The 16,682-nt window shown below is 60.7% G+C and carries 13 protein-coding genes; 9 read left to right on the top strand and 4 right to left on the bottom strand.

Annotated elements, in window-relative coordinates; genetic code table 11:
* Positions 1 to 56 precede the first annotated feature (56 nt).
* Together cueR and VVD49_RS00805 are read right to left on the bottom strand one after the other, a co-directional pair.
* Positions 57 to 500: a Cu(I)-responsive transcriptional regulator gene (gene cueR, locus VVD49_RS00810; protein WP_327597219.1), complete on the bottom strand. Its 444-nt coding sequence runs from the start codon at positions 498 to 500 to the stop codon at positions 57 to 59.
* On the bottom strand, positions 497 to 2,962 hold the full coding sequence (locus VVD49_RS00805) for a heavy metal translocating P-type ATPase (RefSeq protein ID WP_327597218.1): 2,466 nt from the start codon (positions 2,960 to 2,962) through the stop codon (positions 497 to 499). The genes cueR and VVD49_RS00805 overlap by 4 nt, the downstream gene beginning before the upstream one ends.
* A gap of 149 nt (positions 2,963 to 3,111) precedes the next feature.
* On the opposite strand from VVD49_RS00805, the gene VVD49_RS00800 reads away from it, so the two are divergent.
* The 8 genes from VVD49_RS00800 to VVD49_RS00765 all read left to right on the top strand — a co-directional run bounded on the left by VVD49_RS00800 (position 3,112) and on the right by VVD49_RS00765 (position 12,607).
* Entirely contained in the window at positions 3,112 to 3,315 is a 204-nt protein-coding gene (locus tag VVD49_RS00800; RefSeq protein WP_327597217.1) for a heavy-metal-associated domain-containing protein, read from the top strand.
* Positions 3,316 to 3,344: 29 nt separating this feature from the next.
* Complete coding sequence (locus tag VVD49_RS00795; protein WP_327597216.1) at positions 3,345 to 3,854, top strand: cupredoxin domain-containing protein; 510 nt, start codon at positions 3,345 to 3,347, stop codon at positions 3,852 to 3,854.
* A 256-nt stretch (positions 3,855 to 4,110) separates the two neighbouring features.
* On the top strand, positions 4,111 to 6,984 hold the full coding sequence (locus VVD49_RS00790) for a type VI secretion system Vgr family protein (RefSeq protein ID WP_327597215.1): 2,874 nt from the start codon (positions 4,111 to 4,113) through the stop codon (positions 6,982 to 6,984).
* A gap of 3 nt (positions 6,985 to 6,987) precedes the next feature.
* Positions 6,988 to 8,415: a hypothetical protein gene (locus VVD49_RS00785; RefSeq protein ID WP_327597214.1), complete on the top strand. Its 1,428-nt coding sequence runs from the start codon at positions 6,988 to 6,990 to the stop codon at positions 8,413 to 8,415.
* 110 nt (positions 8,416 to 8,525) lie between these two features.
* Complete coding sequence (locus tag VVD49_RS00780) at positions 8,526 to 9,317, top strand: hypothetical protein (protein WP_327597213.1); 792 nt, start codon at positions 8,526 to 8,528, stop codon at positions 9,315 to 9,317.
* Positions 9,318 to 9,328: 11 nt separating this feature from the next.
* On the top strand, positions 9,329 to 9,505 hold the full coding sequence (locus VVD49_RS00775; protein WP_327597212.1) for a hypothetical protein: 177 nt from the start codon (positions 9,329 to 9,331) through the stop codon (positions 9,503 to 9,505).
* 24 nt (positions 9,506 to 9,529) lie between these two features.
* On the top strand, positions 9,530 to 10,090 hold the full coding sequence (locus VVD49_RS00770) for a beta propeller repeat protein (RefSeq protein ID WP_327597211.1): 561 nt from the start codon (positions 9,530 to 9,532) through the stop codon (positions 10,088 to 10,090).
* 117 nt (positions 10,091 to 10,207) lie between these two features.
* The gene (locus tag VVD49_RS00765; protein WP_327597210.1) at positions 10,208 to 12,607 is read left to right on the top strand and encodes a hypothetical protein; all 2,400 of its coding nucleotides are present in this window, start codon (positions 10,208 to 10,210) and stop codon (positions 12,605 to 12,607) included.
* 214 nt (positions 12,608 to 12,821) lie between these two features.
* Here the strand turns inward: VVD49_RS00765 and VVD49_RS00760 are convergent, their stop codons facing one another.
* Positions 12,822 to 13,823, bottom strand: coding sequence for a trypsin-like serine protease (locus VVD49_RS00760; RefSeq protein WP_327597209.1), 1,002 nt, complete (start codon positions 13,821 to 13,823; stop codon positions 12,822 to 12,824).
* 404 nt (positions 13,824 to 14,227) lie between these two features.
* On the opposite strand from VVD49_RS00760, the gene VVD49_RS00755 reads away from it, so the two are divergent.
* The gene (locus tag VVD49_RS00755; RefSeq protein ID WP_327597208.1) at positions 14,228 to 15,322 is read left to right on the top strand and encodes a hypothetical protein; all 1,095 of its coding nucleotides are present in this window, start codon (positions 14,228 to 14,230) and stop codon (positions 15,320 to 15,322) included.
* A gap of 103 nt (positions 15,323 to 15,425) precedes the next feature.
* On the opposite strand, the gene VVD49_RS00750 is transcribed toward VVD49_RS00755, so the two are convergent.
* A complete protein-coding gene (locus VVD49_RS00750) occupies positions 15,426 to 16,622 on the bottom strand; it encodes an aldose epimerase family protein (protein WP_327597207.1) in 1,197 nt (398 codons plus the stop codon).
* Positions 16,623 to 16,682: the final 60 nt, after the last annotated feature.

The following is a 16,682-nucleotide window of genomic DNA, read 5'->3' as shown; positions in this document are numbered from 1 at the left end:
GTGCGAGACCGTAACGGTCGCAATAAGTGTTGTCAATGCGACCGGGCGCGCGCCGTTCAGGCCTGCTCGCCCGACAGATCATCCAGAATCGGGCAGTCCGGTCGCCCGTCGCCGGCACAGCAGTGCGTCAGATGCTGAAGGGTATTCACCATTCCCTGTAGCTCGGCAATCTTGGTCTGGAGCTCTTCGATGTGATGAGCAGCGATCTTCTTAACCGAGGCGCTGGAGCGACGCCGGTCTTCCCACAGGCTCAGCAGTTCGCGGATTTCCTCGATGGAGAAACCGAGGGTACGCGAACGTTTGATGAAGCGCAGGGTGTGTATCTGCTGCGCACCGTAGAGGCGGTAGTTGGCTGCCGTGCGGGCGACGTTGCGCAGCAGGCCGATTTCTTCGTAGTGGCGCAGCATCTTCACCGAGACACCGCTTGCCAATGCAGCCTGTCCGATATCGACGAGACCGCTTTCGAGCGCCTCGGCGCGTTCCGGGAGTGTCTTTCTCATGTTCTCTCCTTGTCGGCAAGAGTGGATGTCGCGCTGCCACGCCAGCGCTTGAGCAGCAGGGCGTTGCTGACCACGCTGACGCTGGACAGGGCCATGGCAGCACCGGCGATCACTGGATCGAGCTGCCCCGCAGCTGCGAGTGGAATGCCGATGATGTTGTAGATGAAAGCCCAGAACAGGTTCTGGCGGATCTTGTGCCAGGTGCGCCGGGAAATGTCGATGGTATCTGCGACAAGGCGCGGATCGCTGCGCATCAGGGTGACGCCGGCGGCCTGCATGGCCACGTCCGTGCCGCCGCCCATGGCGAAACCGACGTCAGCGGCGGCCAGTGCCGGGCCGTCATTGATGCCGTCGCCGACCATGGCCACCTTGCCGAATTTCTGCCGCAGCTCAGCGACGATGGTCGCTTTGTCCGCGGGCAGTACTTCCGCGCGCACCTCGGTCAAACCGAGCTGTGTGGCCGCTGTAGCTGCGCTGCTGGCGTGATCGCCCGTCACCAGTACGGCGGCAATGCCGCGTGCTGTCAGTGTGCGGATGGCAGCTGTGGATTCGGGCCGCACTTTGTCGCCGAAGGCCAGCATGGCAAGCAGGGTGGGTTGTCCCGTCAGGTCCGCCATCCACGACACCGTGTGGCCCTGATCCTGTTGGGCTTCGGCATGTGCCGCGAGGGCCGTCGTGTTGACCTGCAGCTCGCTCATCCAGCGTGGGCTGCCGATGACGATGTGCCGGCGGCTATCGCCCGCTCCGATGCGGGCGCCGATGCCGCGTCCCGCTTCGACTGTCACCTCGCTCGCTGCGGGCAGCGTCAGGGACTGGCGCTGCGCTTCCGCGACGACGGCTTTCGCCAGCGGGTGTTCGCTGCCGGACTGGATGGCAGCAGCCATGGCAAGTGCTGCGTCGCGCTGGCCGCCGACACTTTCGAGCACGATGAGCTCAGGCTTGCCGACGGTGAGCGTGCCGGTCTTGTCGAACATGACGGCGCGTACGTCATGCGCAATCTCCAGCGCTTCCGCATCCTTGATGAGGATGCCGCGACGCGCAGCGACACCGGTGCCGGCCATGATTGCCGCGGGTGTCGCCAGGCCGAGTGCGCACGGGCAGGCAATGACCAGCACGGCGACCGCGTTGAGGATGGCGTGCTCCAGATCGCCACCGATCAGCCACCAGCCCAGCAGGGTCAGCAAGGCCAGGCCCAGCACTACCGGCACGAAGATCGCGCTGACCTTGTCGACCTGGCGCTGGATGGGCGCTTTCTTCGCTTGCGCGTTCTCGATCAGCGCGATGATGTGGGCGAGCTGCGATGCTGCCCCCACGGCGCCGACCGCAAGCGCAATGAGGCCTTCGCCGTTGACGGCGCCGCCCGTGACCACGTCGCCGATATTCTTCGGCACGGGCAGGCTCTCGCCAGTCAGCAGGGATTCGTCGACATGCGAGCGGCCTTCGATGATGTGTCCGTCAGCGGCGATGCGCTCGCCGGGGCGCACGATGACAATGTCACCGACGCGTAATTGCGCTGCAGGTACGTCCTGCTCGGTGCCATCCTTGCGCACGCGTGCCGTTTCCGGACGCAACTTCTGCAATGCGCGAATCGCTTCGGTGGTGCTGCGCTTGGCGCGCGTCTCCAGCCATTTGCCGAGCAGCACCAGCGTAATGACGGCGGCCGAGGCTTCGAAGTACAAGTGCGTCGGGCCCGCATGCGCGGCGTGCGCGGAGCCCACGAGGAGTTGATAGACGCTGAGCCCGTAGGCGGCACTGGTGCCCAGCGCGACCAGCAGGTCCATATTGCCCGCGCCCGCCTTGAGTGCGCGCCAGCCGGCCCGATAGAAGCGTGCGCCGCAGACGAACTGTACGGGTGTGGCGAGTACCCACTGCCACAGCCCCGGAAGCATCCAGTCGCGGCCTGACGCGCTGCCCAGCATGGGCATGACAAGCGGCAGGGTCAGCAAGGCGCTGGCGAGCAGCATCCACTTCTGCGTGTCACGCATGGGGGCTGGTGCGGGGCTCTCCTCGTTGATGCTTGTTGCTGCGTAGCCGGCGCGGGCAATGGCGGCGATCAGATCTTCTTCGCTGACCGCATGTGACACGACGTGCGCGCGTTCAGTCGCGAGATTCACATCCACCGCTTCGACGCCATCGAGCTTCAACAGCGCCTTCTCGACGCGCGCGACACAGCTCGCACAGGTCATGCCATCGATAGCCAGATCCGTGTTCGTGGTGGGCACGTCGTAGCCGGCGCGGCGGATTGCCGCAACCAGCACCTCCGTTTCGGTCTGTGCGTCGAGCGTGACGTTCACTCGTTCGGTGGCGAGGTTCACGCTCGCCTCGCTGACACCATGCACCGCGCGCAGCGCCTTTTCGACGCGAGCCGCACAGGAAGCGCAGGTCATGCCGGAAACCGGCAGGCCAAGACTGCGCGGGTGATTGCTCGATGCGGTGCTTGCTGTCATCAACGTGGATACCATGACGGGCTCTTCTGGAGAGGTAGACGAACCCATGCTGGACCTTACCATGATGGGAGAGTAAAGCGAATCGCCAGAAAATTTCTGTGTGTTGACCTTCCTATGGGGGGAGGCTGCACGATGAGTGCGTACTCACACCTCTGGAGTTAGTCATGAGTGGACAGATATTTGAACTGAACGTGCCCGACATGAGCTGCGGGCATTGCGTCAGCGCAGTCACCAACGCCATCAAGGCGCAGGATTTCGATGCAATCGTGACGGTCTCGCTCGCGGACAAGACGGTGCGGGTAGAGACGACGGTGGAGCGTGAAGAGATCACGCACTGCCTGGCTGAAGCGGGCTACCCCGCGAGCTGACAGACGACAGTATTCAGGAGAGCTTTCGCTTGAAAACAAGCAATCGTGCCTTTGTTACGCGCCTCGCCATCGCAACGGCGATGGTTTGTGTGATGAGTGTGGGCTTCGCGCATGAGGAGAGCGCGCACGCCGCCGCGAAGGCTGCGAAGCCCGAGCAGACTGCCTGGGGGATAGCCGGCAGTCCGAAGGCAGTGAGCCGGACTGTCGAGATCAGGATGCTGGACACGATGCGCTTTTCGCCCGACAAGCTGAACCTGAAGCAGGGCGAGACGGTGCGATTCGTTGTCAGGAATGAAGGCAGCATGCTGCACGAACTCGTCATCGGGACGAAGGCAGTGCTGGATCAGCATGCGGCAATGATGGCGAAGTTTCCTGACATGACGCACAGCGCGGCCTACATGGCACACGTGGGTCCCGGTGCGACGAAGGAACTGATCTGGACCTTCAACCGTGCCGGCGATTTCGACTTTGCATGTCTCATTGCCGGGCACTACCAGGCAGGCATGAGAGGGCAGATCGTCGTTACCGGGAAATCGTGATCAGGCGACCGGTCTTCATGTCAGGCGAAGTGAAACGTTATCTCGGTGGCGGTGCTGCAGGAGGTCATCGGCAGTACGGTTGAAACAGCTGTGCCAATGTCGCCGTATTTGCCATTTCAATCGCGTATTTATTGTTTTGATGCGCATGGTGCGACCACTGGTTGTGCCGAACAAACCGCCCGTCAGTACCGGGCAGGCGCTACATATATGCCACTAGAATTCGCGATCTTCCGCAGCGAATCAATGAGGCTTCCACGTGTCCGGCCTGTCCGCTTCAAACGCCAGTTTCGATCTCGCTGGCCTTGGTCTGTCCCTTCCCAGCCGGGACAGCTTTCTCAAAGCACTTACCCAGCAGGCCCGTCTGTTATCCATCGTCACGGCCTTGCCGGATGCGGCGCTGGTCGTTGAGCGTTTCCACGGCACTGAGGCGATCTCCAGCTGCTATCGCTTTGAAATCGACTGTCTCTCAAGCTCCGCGCATCTCGAGCTCAAGCAACTGCTGGGCGAGCAGGTCTCTTTGCGACTCTTGCTGGCGGATGGTCGCTCGCATCGCAGCTGGCACGGCATCGTATTGCAGGCCGCGCAGCTCGGTGCCGACGGCGGTCTGGCGCGCTACCGGCTGACTGTCGAACCCTGGTTTGCGTGCCTGCGCCAGGTGCACAACAGCCGCATCTTCCAGGACAAGACGGCGCAGCAGATCGTGGAAGAAGTCTTTGCGGCCTATCCCGAACTCGACTACGAATTCCGCCTGAACGAGGAGCTGCCGGTGCGCAGCCTGTGTGGTCAGTATCGCGAAACGGATCATGACTTCGTCGTGCGATTGTTTGCCAGTGAAGGCCTGTCTTTCCACTTCGAGCATGAGCAGGACGCGCCGGGTGTGGCGGCCATCGATTCACCCGCCAGCAATGCCGAACAGAAGCACACCCGCCACAAGCTCGTCATCTTCGACACAACGCATGCACTGCCGGAATGCCCGCAAGCCGTGATCCGCCATCACCGCAACAGCAGCACCGAAGGCAGCGACTGCTTCGAGCACTGGCGCACGCGTCAGGCCGTGACCACGAACGCGGTGGCGCGCGCTAGCTGGGACTATCGGCAGCTCATCGCTCCCGCTGGAGAGTTCAGCAGTACGGGCGAAGCCATCGGGGGCCTGGGCGACGTGCCCGTGCTGGAAGACTACGACGGCAGCGGCGCCTACCGCCATGCCGATGCCGCGCAAGCCGAACGCGCTGCATGCCTGCAAGGTCAGTACGTCGAGCTCGCCATGCAGACGCATGTCGGCGAAGGCTCGGTGCGCCAGCTTGCGCCCGGCCAGCAATTCACGCTGATGCGTGGCTTCGGGCTGATCGACCTCAGCCAACCGGACGCTGCGCGCAATCGCTTCACCGTACTGGGCATCACGCACGACGCCGCCAACAATCTTGAAGGCAATGCCAAAGGCATTGCAGGTCTGCTGGGTGCGGGCAGCGCAGAGAACGGCACCTATCGCAACCATGCAGTCTGTGCGAATGCCGGGCTGCCTGTCGTGCCGCAACCACTTAACAAGCCTGTTGTTCCCGGCTTCCAGAGCGCCATCGTTGTCGGAACGGAAAACGACGCGGCGGGCCTCGGCACACATAGCGATCGCGATGGCCGCATCCGCATCCAGTTCCCATGGCAACGTGGTGCCAGTCCACTCTCAGGCGGTTTGAATCACGACACCGAGCGCGCAACGGGTAAGGACACGAATGGCACCTGGGTGCGTGTTGCCGAATCCTTCGCGGGCCCCAACTGGGGCAGCAACTTCACGCCCCGCGTCGGCAGCGAGGTCATCGTCGAATTCATCGAGGGCGATATCGACCGCCCCATCGTCACCCACCAGATGTACAACGGCGACGACAACCCGCCCTGGCCCGCGGGCGAGGGCAGCAGCGCCAACCATCCCGGCGTCATTGCGGGCATGCACGCGCCGACGCTGGACGGCAGCGGCTGGAGCCAATGGCTCATCGACGACGCCACCGGCCAGCTACGCACGCGACTCGCCACCAGCCACACCGCCAGCCAGCTCAATCTCGGCTACCTGATCCATCAAGGCCCAACGAGTTCCACACGCGGCGCATGGCGCGGCACAGGCGCAGAACTGCGCACCGATGGCTGGAGCGTCGTGCGCGCCGCACAAGGCATCCTGCTGTCGACAACAGCCAGACAGAACGGTGCCTCCACGCAGCTCGATAGCACCGAAGCCGCAGGCCAGCTCAAAGCCGCTTTCGATACAGCCTCGCGCCTCTCCGACGCCGCCAGTCAATCGGAAGCCGACCCGCTGACGCAAGCGGGCCAGATCGACAAATTCAGAAGTACCATCCACCAGAAAGACGCGCCGCCAGATGGCACCGGCACAACCGATCGCGAAGTCCCCAGCTTCGCCGCAGCAGCCATCCTCGTAGAAGGCCCGAGCAGCATCGCCCTCGCCAGCCCGGCCAGTACCACCCTATTCGCCAGCGAGCACCTCACCGCCACCGCGCAGGCCGACGCTCAGCTCACTGCACAACACACGGCCAGCTTCGTCGCAGGCGACGCTGCGAGCCTTTACACGCATACAGGTGGCATCAACGCCATCGCCGCCAATGGCCCGGTCAGCATCCAGGCGCACGACGGCCCCGTGGAAATCCTCGCCGACAAGACCGTCACTGTCACCAGCTCAAACGACAGCATCAGCGTCCTCGCCAACAAGAAGATCGTCCTGCAGGCAGGGCAATCCTCCATCACGCTCGAAGGCGGCAACATCACCTTCGCCTGTCCGGGGAATTTCATGGTGAAGGGCGGGAGTCATGCGATGGCGGGTGGGGCGAGTGCGGCGGCGAGTCTGGCCGGGCTGCCGTCTGGCGTCATGGGAGTCACCAAGGCACAGCTTCTGGAGAAATCGCCCTACGATGAACAGTTTCGTGCGGTGGACAAGGCAAGCGGCGAACCGATTGCTGGTCAGCCCTATCGCATTGAGACTGCGGAGGGAGATGTAGTTGAGGGCGTGACCGATAAAGATGGCAAGACGCAGCGGGTAAAGACGCTTGACCCACAGGGGCTGAAACTCTCCTGGTTGAGCAAGGACGCTGTTGCCAGTGCCGCCGCCAACGCAACCGAACAGGAGTGCTGACAAATGGCTGAAACTCTGACGCCTCCCGCCAAAGCAAAAGCCAAGAAGCCTGACGCTACGGCAACGACCAATACCACGCCTGGTTCTTGCGTAGACGTTCCCTGCGTCGTGAAGCACAAGGTGACCTATCACTTTGACATCACATCAAAGAAGACACTATTACTGCCTTACGCATATGCCATCAACGGCAAAGTGGATACCGCCTTCAGAAAAGGAGCTTTGTATCTGTCTTGCGGTGACAAAGCTGGCTTTTCGATATACGCAGAAAAGGGGGCGAAGATTGAGTTCTATCTTGGTAGCGACGCTCATCCGGACTTTCGAAAAGCGCCTGTTTACGCATTTACCGTTGGTGACGCCGCAGCCGAAATCCAGATCAAGGAGAAGGCGGGAAAGCACTCTGATACGGCCGATCTCGTTTTCAAGGAAACAAAAGAAACAAAGGCCTCCGCGACTGGAAGCATTAGCAAGGTACATCACTATGCCGGCACTTTGACTGGCGACATCTGGCTCAAGATCTCGCACAGGTACTTCGTGGACGAGGCGACGGATAGAATTCCAGCCTCTGTGTCCGTAGAAATTCGTACGGCAGTACTGAAGCTCTATTCCCAAACCTCCCCTCATTCCGGTGATCTCAAAATCACGCTTCAGAAAGCGGACAAAGCCGCTCAGTCCGTAACCCTCAAGTTTGTTGGCTCGGACAATTGTTCCAACAACATCAACAATTTCGATCTCTATGCCGACGGTTTGCCGCGCGTACATCCACAAGCTTGGGTGGCGGTGATCGAAACAGCGTTGGAAGCGAATGTCAGCGAAGTAACGATCAGCTCGGGTTGGCGGCCGATGATTGGCTCCATCCTTCATCGCGTCGGGCTGGGTTTGGATGTGAACTACCTGGACAAAACTCGATTGAATCGTAAGGAGCTGAGAGCCGAGCAGTACGGAAAGGGCACATCGCCTGACACATCAAATGTCAGTGAAGAAGAGAAGAGGCTGTTTGATGAGAAACTCAAGGCGGAGGCAGCAGAGAAGCAGGCTAAAGCCAATCTACAAAAGCTGCTAGACGAACAGAAAGCGCTAGAGAAAGCCAGGAAAACCTCTCTCGGCAAGATTGACCCGTTGCGGGAGGCAGCGCTGCCAGGGGAAATTGAAGCCGCAGATAAGGCAGCAGCGAGTAGCTCCCAGAAGGTCAAAGACGCGAACACCAAATGGGGCGAGGAGCGTGACAAGAACGAACCTGCTTCGGTCAAGTCTTTTCGTACTCGCCTGATGAAATGCGACTGTGTGCGCTCAGTGTTTGATCCGTGGTTTATGGATGTAAATACCAAAGACAAGATTAATCCCACACCTAACGTTCAGCATGACAGCAACGAAACACTGCATGCCGATCATTTGCACCTGACTGTGCGCGACGAAGGACTGCCACTGCCATGAGACTTCTGTTGATATGCAGCGCTCTGTGGTTGGGCCTAGCGTTCCCTGCACAAGCGCAAGAGGATGGTTCGCGTGTCTGGATCGAACGCAAATGGGAGTTTCGGTATGTCATGAAGATCGAGCGCCCCATACGCTTCAAACATCGCAAAGAACTCAGCCAAGAAACGCTGAGCAAGGCAGATCCATCTGTGGCCGCGGACATAGAAGCAATCATGCCAAACGTGAAGATCTTCGAAATTCCAAACGAGTATTACGAATCTGACAACAAGGTCGCCACGCTGCTAATGACTTTCAACGCGGAAGCCGAAGTTACGTCCCTGTATGATTGGCCACACAAACTTTTCGGGCGCATCAACCGCATCCGTAACATCGTCTTGGCTCCGGGCAATGGTCCGAACGATCAGCAGTTCCGAGTTGGGCCATGGTTCACCGGCCGTACTGCCGATGACTCGTTCTACGTTCCGGCGATCTGTACCGGCGACGATAAGGAGCGCTATTCGAAGGGCTTCGTCGGAAACACCGTGACAGGCAACTTCGGCTGCCGCGAATGGGCCTACTACCTCATGAACGCAGACTACCCTTACATCGATGTGACTTCGTACATATGGGGCGAGGACTACAGCAAGAAACCAAACAAACGAGGCAAGTATCCGCTTCAGCGAGAGACTTTCATCCGCCCCGTCATCGGCTGGGGCCGTTTCGATGTGCCACCCAAGCCAGTAATCGGCCGTCACGGCACGAACTGGGTGTGCTTGCACGAATGCCCCAATGGCGATGCGCCCGGCATCATCCCCGACATCAAGGCTTGGGCCACCCAGAACGGCTGGCCGGCTCCCAAGGTGCCGAAGAAGATGCCGCTGTTCCCGGACAAACCTTACAAGCTGGGCGAACTGGTGGATTGAGGTAGCTTGCTGTGAAAAACCGGCGCTGTAACGTCACGCATGCGTTGGCAGCGAAACCCATGCTGATCGGTATCGAGGAAGCGAGAAAACAGGTCGCTGGAGAGATGGCATGGGGCGAACACAGCGACGCCACCGGCACGGTGAAGCGGCACGTGGTCCGGTTCGACAAGCAGAAAGCTGCGCTATAGGCATCGCAAACCTTCCAGTACGGATTGCCCGAAAGCGACTCGCTGTCGCGCAGCGTAAACGTCACGAGTTTTGCGCCGCTCAGCCTCGTGCAAGGCCGTTGGCAGGTGGGCAAAGTCCAGCGCGCATATGGTATGGCGATCGACTCTGTAAGTGTCAGTGCCAAGGGAGAAGTGTTCGCCGTGGCAGCGGCGAACAAGGGCGATGACACGGAGCTGAAGCTGGTGCTTCTGGAGCAGGACAAGCTCGCCTGGCAGGAAAGGAGCACGCTACCAGGCTCGTTTGGCGTGCTGACCTCTTGGGTCGGTTTACGTGACTTCATCGTCGGAAAGAATGCCATTGTCGTTAATACGAGCAGCGAACATGAAGTGCCGCGCCTGCTCTACCCCTGGGGTCGCAACAAAGCTTCCATCTCCGGCAATGGCGTCTTCTACTCGGTCGATGGCGGGAAGTCGTGGAAGCGGCTGGCCATGAATGGCTACCTCGGCTTGCTCGGGCTGGATTCCAGAAATGATCGTGTCATGTGGTCAAAGGGCAGCTGGTATGAAAGCAGGGACGCGAATGTCTACAGCTACGGTCTCCAATGATCGTCTTGATTGGATATCCATCGTGAAGTCTGGCCTCAAGATGAGGACGAGCAGCGTTGAAAGGTTCTTGACGTGAAGCTTCTACAGTTTCTCATTGCTACAGGTCTGGCGGTCTATGTGGCGCAGCAGAGCCCGCACTGGGCATTGCTGTTCTGGGGTGCGTCGCTCGCGTGCTGGGTAGTGGAGGGACTTTGGCTGCGCTGGAGCAAGAGCAAGCACGGCTTGCCCTTGTTGAGCGTGGCGATGACTGTGGCGCCACTGGCGGTGACGTGGAGTGCAGCAGGCTGGGGCTTCGAGCACACGTCGGGCGTTTTTGCGACGCTAGCTGTGATCGCCGCAGTGGCAGTGCTCGTGCTGGTCTTGTACGCAGTGCAATCGGCAGTGGCGATCGTGTGCGGAGTGGCGAAGGTACGTGCGGCAATCGACAAGGCCGCAAGGCGCGAAGCAGAGGATACGGCAACAGTGGAGACAATTTACGATCGCGCTCCCTCGACCGAGCAAGCACATTGGGATGTCCATCCCAGCGGCTTGCGCTATCGGTCAGAGATAGTCGGCGAAATCGGCATGGGCGGGCCCGCGACCTATGCTCACCGCTTTGACAATGGCGTGGTGCTGGGCAATGGCTCCTTGTACATTGGTGAGCACGGGCGCTATGTGGCGTGCACGGGTGTGGACTCCGCATGCGACATCACGCTGATGGATTTCGAAACAGGCAGGAGCCGGCAGTGGACCGATTGCGATGACGCCAGGTTGCTGTGCGGCGAACGCGGGCCGGAGCATCCAAAGTTGCGCGGGCGGCTGCAGTCACCCAAGGCGGTGCAATGGAAACGCGCGCACGGCCTCTGGCTGCATCCTGATGTGGAAGTGGCGCGGGAGAAAATCGAGCTGTGCGACGAAGCCGGGCGTCACCGCCTGGAGCTGGAGGCGATCTTCGATGAAGCGCAATTGCGCGACATGGCAGATTCGGCGAGCTATGTGGCGCAACCGTTTTACCGCATCAAGCTTGACGGACGCGAGCTGTCGCTGCGTACGGCATTGCCGGACGAGATCGTCTGGAGCAAGGCAGGAGACAGACTGCTGATCCCGGCAGTAGCACAAGACGCGGGCGGTTCGCACTGGCTCTGGCGCGAGGATGCGGATGCGATATGGGTAACACCGGCATGGCAAAGTGATCGTGCGCTGGAGTGCGCCAGCTTGAGTCGTGTGAATGAGATTGACAGCGAAGGGCTGTGGATTTTGTTCAGTGTCGGGGCGCCTCGGGGGGGCGGCTATCCGAATGCCTGGCGGGCGCTGCGCAGCCCCGATTCATTCACCTACGGTTCCTACCCGAACGAATGGGTACGCGGTGCTGACGAGCATGGGCGTGTCGAGGTGGTGGCGCTGACGGGCAATGAAACCTCCTGGCGTTTGCGTTTGCGCTGGGATGAGCTCGGCCAGCCAGAGGCGCTGGGCGTGGTGGAGACGCGGCGCGGCGCGAATGGCTCACCCGCAGTTTTCGAAGCCTTGCCGTCCCGACCAGACGATCGCTTGACGCGCTATAGAGTGCGCGCGGGAAAAGCGGTGGCGGAAGATGTGCAGTTGTTTCACCTGTGGTCGGACTGCGGACGGTTTCTTGTTTTGCAGCCGTATGCAGCGGGCGCGACGGACACTTTCTTCGTACTTGATACGGAGAGTGGTCGGCGGCTGGATACGACGTATCGCGTAGCGGGCTTGCAGCTCAACAGCTTCGAGTGCGGGCAATTGCAGGTGCAAGCGCCAGTGGGGTGTGTGCCGCCCCGCTATGGATTCGGACCTTTCGAGAAGATCGGTCGTGCACCAAGCCCGAATGATGAAGGAGAAACGTTCGCGGTCGAAGACGACTGGCTATTGATGGAGAGCCTGCGGTTTCGCGTGGACATGACAAAAGGGTCGATCGACGGACCCTTGACGAAGTGCGTGCGAGTCAAAAAGCCGCCGTTTCCCAACGCGGCATTTGCCTATGTGTATCCGTCGCCGGATGGCAAACGCTGGGTGCACTGCTTCGGCGCCCGCGACGAATACAACGACAGTTATGAGCGTGGGCAAGAGTCGCGCTACCAGGCGTGTGCAATCACCAGCGACGGTGTTTGCCTGGAAGGGCTGGGCGCAGCGATGATCTGGTCGCAGGACTCCAGATACCTGTTCTTTACCACGCGGCTGCCCCGTGAGCATGCGGACTTTGAAGACATGGACTGGAAGGGCCGGGTGCTCGACTGCGAGACGCGGCAACTGCACGGTGCGAAAGATCTGAAAGGCCTGGCGATACTGGATCAGTTCGACGCGGACGGATTGAAGTGGCGTTGGGTTGAAGTCGACTGGTGGCGCGAAGATGTGGGCACGACGCCGAAGCATTTCTCGATGAAGTCTCTTCTAGCGAAGTTGGCGCAGCCGTTGGAAATGCATGGCGAACTGTGGCTCCCTGCCGGGGCTCAGAGGCGACAGGACTGGGCTGCGCTTTACGAATCGAGCAAACGAGCGGTGGCAAGCTTTGAGGATTAAGGTCTGACTGCATGGATGGCGCGAGTACATATCGATCAGATCATGCGATGGTTGAGTGAGTCGCGACGAATGCGACATACCGATCTGAGTCGTGCTCGCATGGGGATCTCCTTCAAGCGCTGGACGAGGAAGGGGAAGGGGGCTGTCGGTGCGCATGTCGCAGTGCTGGATGTCTGTTGAGGCATACTGGTTTATTGGTTGCCATATCTCATGTTCACTGCGTTTTCGAGGATTTGCGATTTCTTCGCTTGAGCATGAGTGCCAGTAGCGCGCTTCCAGCCGCACCGGCTCCCGCTAACGCCGGTACCAGCATGCCCTCCAACTGACCCACCGGCTCCGACGCCAGCCTCACCTCATTGCCCGACGCTGTGCGCAACCAGCTGATGAACTTCGGATCCGATAGGCGCATGCCACCGCCGCCCTGGCCGAAGGTGTAGGTGATGGCGCTTCCGGTGCCAAGTGGTGTGGCGAAGGTGTTGATGCCCATGACGACGATGCGTCCGGCGCTCGTGACGAAGGCGGGGGAGCCGGAGTCGCCGCCGGCGACCATGGTCTCGCGGGCGTTGCCGAGGGTGATGCCGCCGAGCGGGCCTGTGCCGGTGGGGCCGTCGAAGTCGTAGAGGTAGAACGCGCTGCTGCGGCCGCTGGCGTCGATGCGGTCGGGCAGGGCATCCACCACGTTCTCGCCGATGCGGCGTATCGACTCATTGCTGCCGGTACTGACGCCCGTGTCGCCCTGTCCCGAGCCGCCGTAGCCGACCAGTGTGATGATGCTTGCGCCTGGCTTGATGGGCGCGTCCTGCACGCGATAGCGCAGGGCTTCTGCGGGCGCACTCTTGGCGAGGTGGATCAGCGCGAGGTCGTTGTAGGGAAAGTCGTAGCCGGGGAAGACATCGATGCGACTGGCGGCGATGACGCTGGCTTCGCCGGGGACGTTGATGATGACCTTGAGCTCTTCCGGTTTCGCCACTGCACCTGAAGCGATGTGCGCAGCGGTGAGTACATGGTGATCGCCAAGCAGGACGCCTGAATAAACGTTTCCTCCCGTGCGGATGGCGACTGCGCCCGACCAGTCGGAGTTGGCAACGATAGCGTCGACGCGACTGGCGGGGCTGTCCGGCGCGGTGCCTGCCATCATGGCTGACAGGCTGCCCGGAAGGAGCATGGAAAGGATGCTGGCAGTAAGGAAGAATTTGCGTGTAAGCGTGGTCAGCATGCAGTACTTCCTGCGCGAGGGGACATTGTCCGGGCCTGATTCCACTCCGTTGTAGCGTCGGCGCGAAACTTGCGCCCGTCGAAATCCGGGCTGTAATGAAAGTGTCAGACCGGCGGCTATCATGCACGCCGCCCCGGGCGTTTGCCACCAGTGCCTGATGCGTCGTGCAGCGCATGCCATGTGGCGCATCGCCCCCGCCAGTCAAGAAAGCCGTACCACTGGTCGTTATGTGCTGTGGACATGGCGCGCTGCACTAACGCCTTGGTGGGCTCTCGCACATAATCAGGCAGATCAGCGCGCAGGGACACTGGCCGGGACAGGCCGGGGGGCGCGATAGTGAGGAGAAGAAGCGAATGGATATGTGCCGGATCGTTTTCAGCGGAGAGTTGCTGGACGGGTTTCACATGCAGGATGTACAAAAGGCTGCAGCCATCCGTCTGCGTGTTGGAGATGAGCAACTGGCGCGCCTGTTTTCGGGCGAGCCCACGGTGTTGAAGAAGGCGGTCAGTGCAGAAGCGGGCCAGCCCTATCTGGCGGAACTGGAGCGCATGGGGATGAAGGCGCGTCTGGAGTCGCTGGCGCCGCTCAATGACTCGCAGGCCGTTCAGGTTTCTTTCAAGGTGGTCTTCTGGGGAAAGACCATCAAGGGTTACAACAAAGCGCAGGTGATGCGTGCCGTGCCGCGCCGTTTGCGTGTGGACGAGGCGCAGGTCGTGCGTCTGTTCTCCGGCGGTAAGGCGGTGCTCAAACGTGGCGTCAGCGCCGAAGTTGGCGGGCGCTATGTAACCGAACTGGCGCGCATCGGCATGCAGGTCGAGCTGGAAATTGAAACAGAGTCCCTGCCGGTGGGTAATTCAACGAGCAGCCAGATCTTCGCGTTCAATAGCGCGGCTGGTGGTGTGGTGAGCGCGCCGCTGGTGGATGAGGACAGCTACGGCAGTTTCCTGCAGACGCAGGTGGATCTGCAGCGCAACGGCACCTTGCTGGGTACCAACATCATGGGCGTGCTGGGGGCGCAGGAAGAGCCCGAGGTGTCTACACCGCCTCCTGTTGCGCCTCCCGCTGTGGTGACGCCTGCAGAAGCCAAGGCGCAGTCGGTGGAGCGGCTGGCGTCAGCCATCGAGCTCGCTTATGCGGAGGAGCTCGGCAAGCACGAGGACAAGCCTGCCGCCAGAACGGGGAAGGAAAAGCGTTGTCCGCAGTGCGGGCATCGCCAGTCGCGTGCCGATCGGGAGCGTTGCGAGGCGTGTGGTTGCGAACTGGTCGCCAAGGCGACAAAGAAGAAAGCGCGCAAGCCCGAAGACGAAATGACGCGTTCATTGCACGACGAGCTGACTGGCAATTTCGGCAGCAGCGATCTCGCCACCATGATGCGCGAAATGCGGCAGCAGAAGCCGGAGGGGCAGACTGCGACCGAGCGCCGCATCAATCCCGTGCCCGTGTTGATCGGCGGGGCTTGTGTACTTGCCGTGGGTGGATGGTTGCTGTTATCCCGCTGACAAAATATTTTAATGTCATTTCTTGAAAAGGCCGCAGCGCTCACTGAGCGTTGCGGCCTTTTCACTTGAGGCCCGCCTCGGGCCTCGCACGGACTGCGTCTCTTTATTTCTTTACGCCGAAACGATAGACGATCTTGCCGGTGTACCACTGGCCAGGCTGTAGCGTGGTGCTCGGGAATTGCACCTTGTTCGGGCTGTCCGGGAAGTGAGAGGGCTCCATGCAGAAAGCCCCGCGGAAAGCGAACAAACGGCCGCCTTTGCCCTGGTCGCGCGGCGCCTTGGCTTCGAGGTTGTTGCCCGAGAAGAGCTGCATGCCAGGCTCCGTCGTCCATACCTCCAGCGTGCGCCCAGATGCAGGATCGAGCGCGCTGGCCGCGAATGTCAGTTCATCCGCTTTGCCGCTCCTGTTGAGCACGAAATGGTGGTCATAGCCGTTGCCGAGCTTGAGCTGCTCGTCTTCCTTGCCTATGTCCTTGCCGAAGGCCTTCGGCGTGCGGAAATCCATGACCGTGCCGCTGACGTCGCGCGCTTCACCGGTAGGAATCAGCGTGCTGTCGATGGGCAGGAACTTGTCGGCGTTGACCTTGATGACATAGTCCGTATTCAGTTGCGTTGGGTCACCAGACAGATTGAAGAAGGTGTGGCCAGTGAAGTTTGCGACGGTGGTTTTGTCCGCAGCGGTAGCGGCCCATTCGATAGTGAATTCGTTCTTGTCATTGAGGCTGTACAGCACACGTACCGGCAGCGTGCCGGGGTAGTTCTCTTCACCATCCTTGAAGACGTAGATGAACTCGACGCTGGAGGGCGACAGCTGGCGCGCGTTGAAAACCTGGAAGCGTGAGCCTTTTGCGCCACCATGCAGGCTGTTCGGACCGTTGTTGGCGGCCAGTTGGTACTCCTTGCCTTCTAGCGTGAACTTCGATGCGCCGATGCGATTGGCATAGCGTCCGATGAAAGCGCCCATCGAGGGTTGCCCGCCGACTACGCCATCGATGTTCTCGTAACCCAGCGCGATGTCAGCAAAGACGCCCTTGCGATCCGGCACGAGAATCTGCTCGACCTTGGCGCCGTAGTTCGTCACCTTGATGGTGACGCCGTTCTTGTTGCTGAGTGTGTACAGATCGACCGCTTTGCCGTCGATGATCTTCTGGAAATTCTCGCGCTTGAGCTCGACGACTGTCGGTGCGTACCTGGTGGTTGCGGCCTGGGCTGCAGACGCCAGCGCAAGCGCTGCGCACAGAGGTACCAGGCGCGAGGTGATGTGGCAGAACAGCGGGATACTTGCTTTCATCGTGATCATCTCTCTTTCGTTTGAACGAGGGGAACGAGACGCGACGCAGGATCTGGCTGCGTCAACGGA

The organism is Uliginosibacterium silvisoli (genome assembly GCF_036017035.1).
Lineage (GTDB): Bacteria > Pseudomonadota > Gammaproteobacteria > Burkholderiales > Rhodocyclaceae > Viridibacterium > Viridibacterium silvisoli.
The sequence above is the reverse complement of the archived record's forward strand: the minus strand, read 5'-3'. Positions and strand labels throughout refer to the sequence as shown.

Excerpts from the sequence above, each read along its gene's own strand:
- cueR (WP_327597219.1), bottom strand. The coding sequence starts at position 500 with ATGAGAAAGACACTCCCGGAACGCGCCGAGGCGCTCGAAAGCGGTCTC.
- VVD49_RS00805 (WP_327597218.1), bottom strand. The coding sequence starts at position 2,962 with ATGGTATCCACGTTGATGACAGCAAGCACCGCATCGAGCAATCACCCG.
- VVD49_RS00800 (WP_327597217.1), top strand. The coding sequence starts at position 3,112 with ATGAGTGGACAGATATTTGAACTGAACGTGCCCGACATGAGCTGCGGG.
- VVD49_RS00785 (WP_327597214.1), top strand. The coding sequence starts at position 6,988 with ATGGCTGAAACTCTGACGCCTCCCGCCAAAGCAAAAGCCAAGAAGCCT.
- VVD49_RS00780 (WP_327597213.1), top strand. The coding sequence starts at position 8,526 with ATGAAGATCGAGCGCCCCATACGCTTCAAACATCGCAAAGAACTCAGC.
- VVD49_RS00760 (WP_327597209.1), bottom strand. The coding sequence starts at position 13,823 with ATGCTGACCACGCTTACACGCAAATTCTTCCTTACTGCCAGCATCCTT.
- VVD49_RS00755 (WP_327597208.1), top strand. The coding sequence starts at position 14,228 with ATGCAGGATGTACAAAAGGCTGCAGCCATCCGTCTGCGTGTTGGAGAT.
- VVD49_RS00750 (WP_327597207.1), bottom strand. The coding sequence starts at position 16,622 with ATGATCACGATGAAAGCAAGTATCCCGCTGTTCTGCCACATCACCTCG.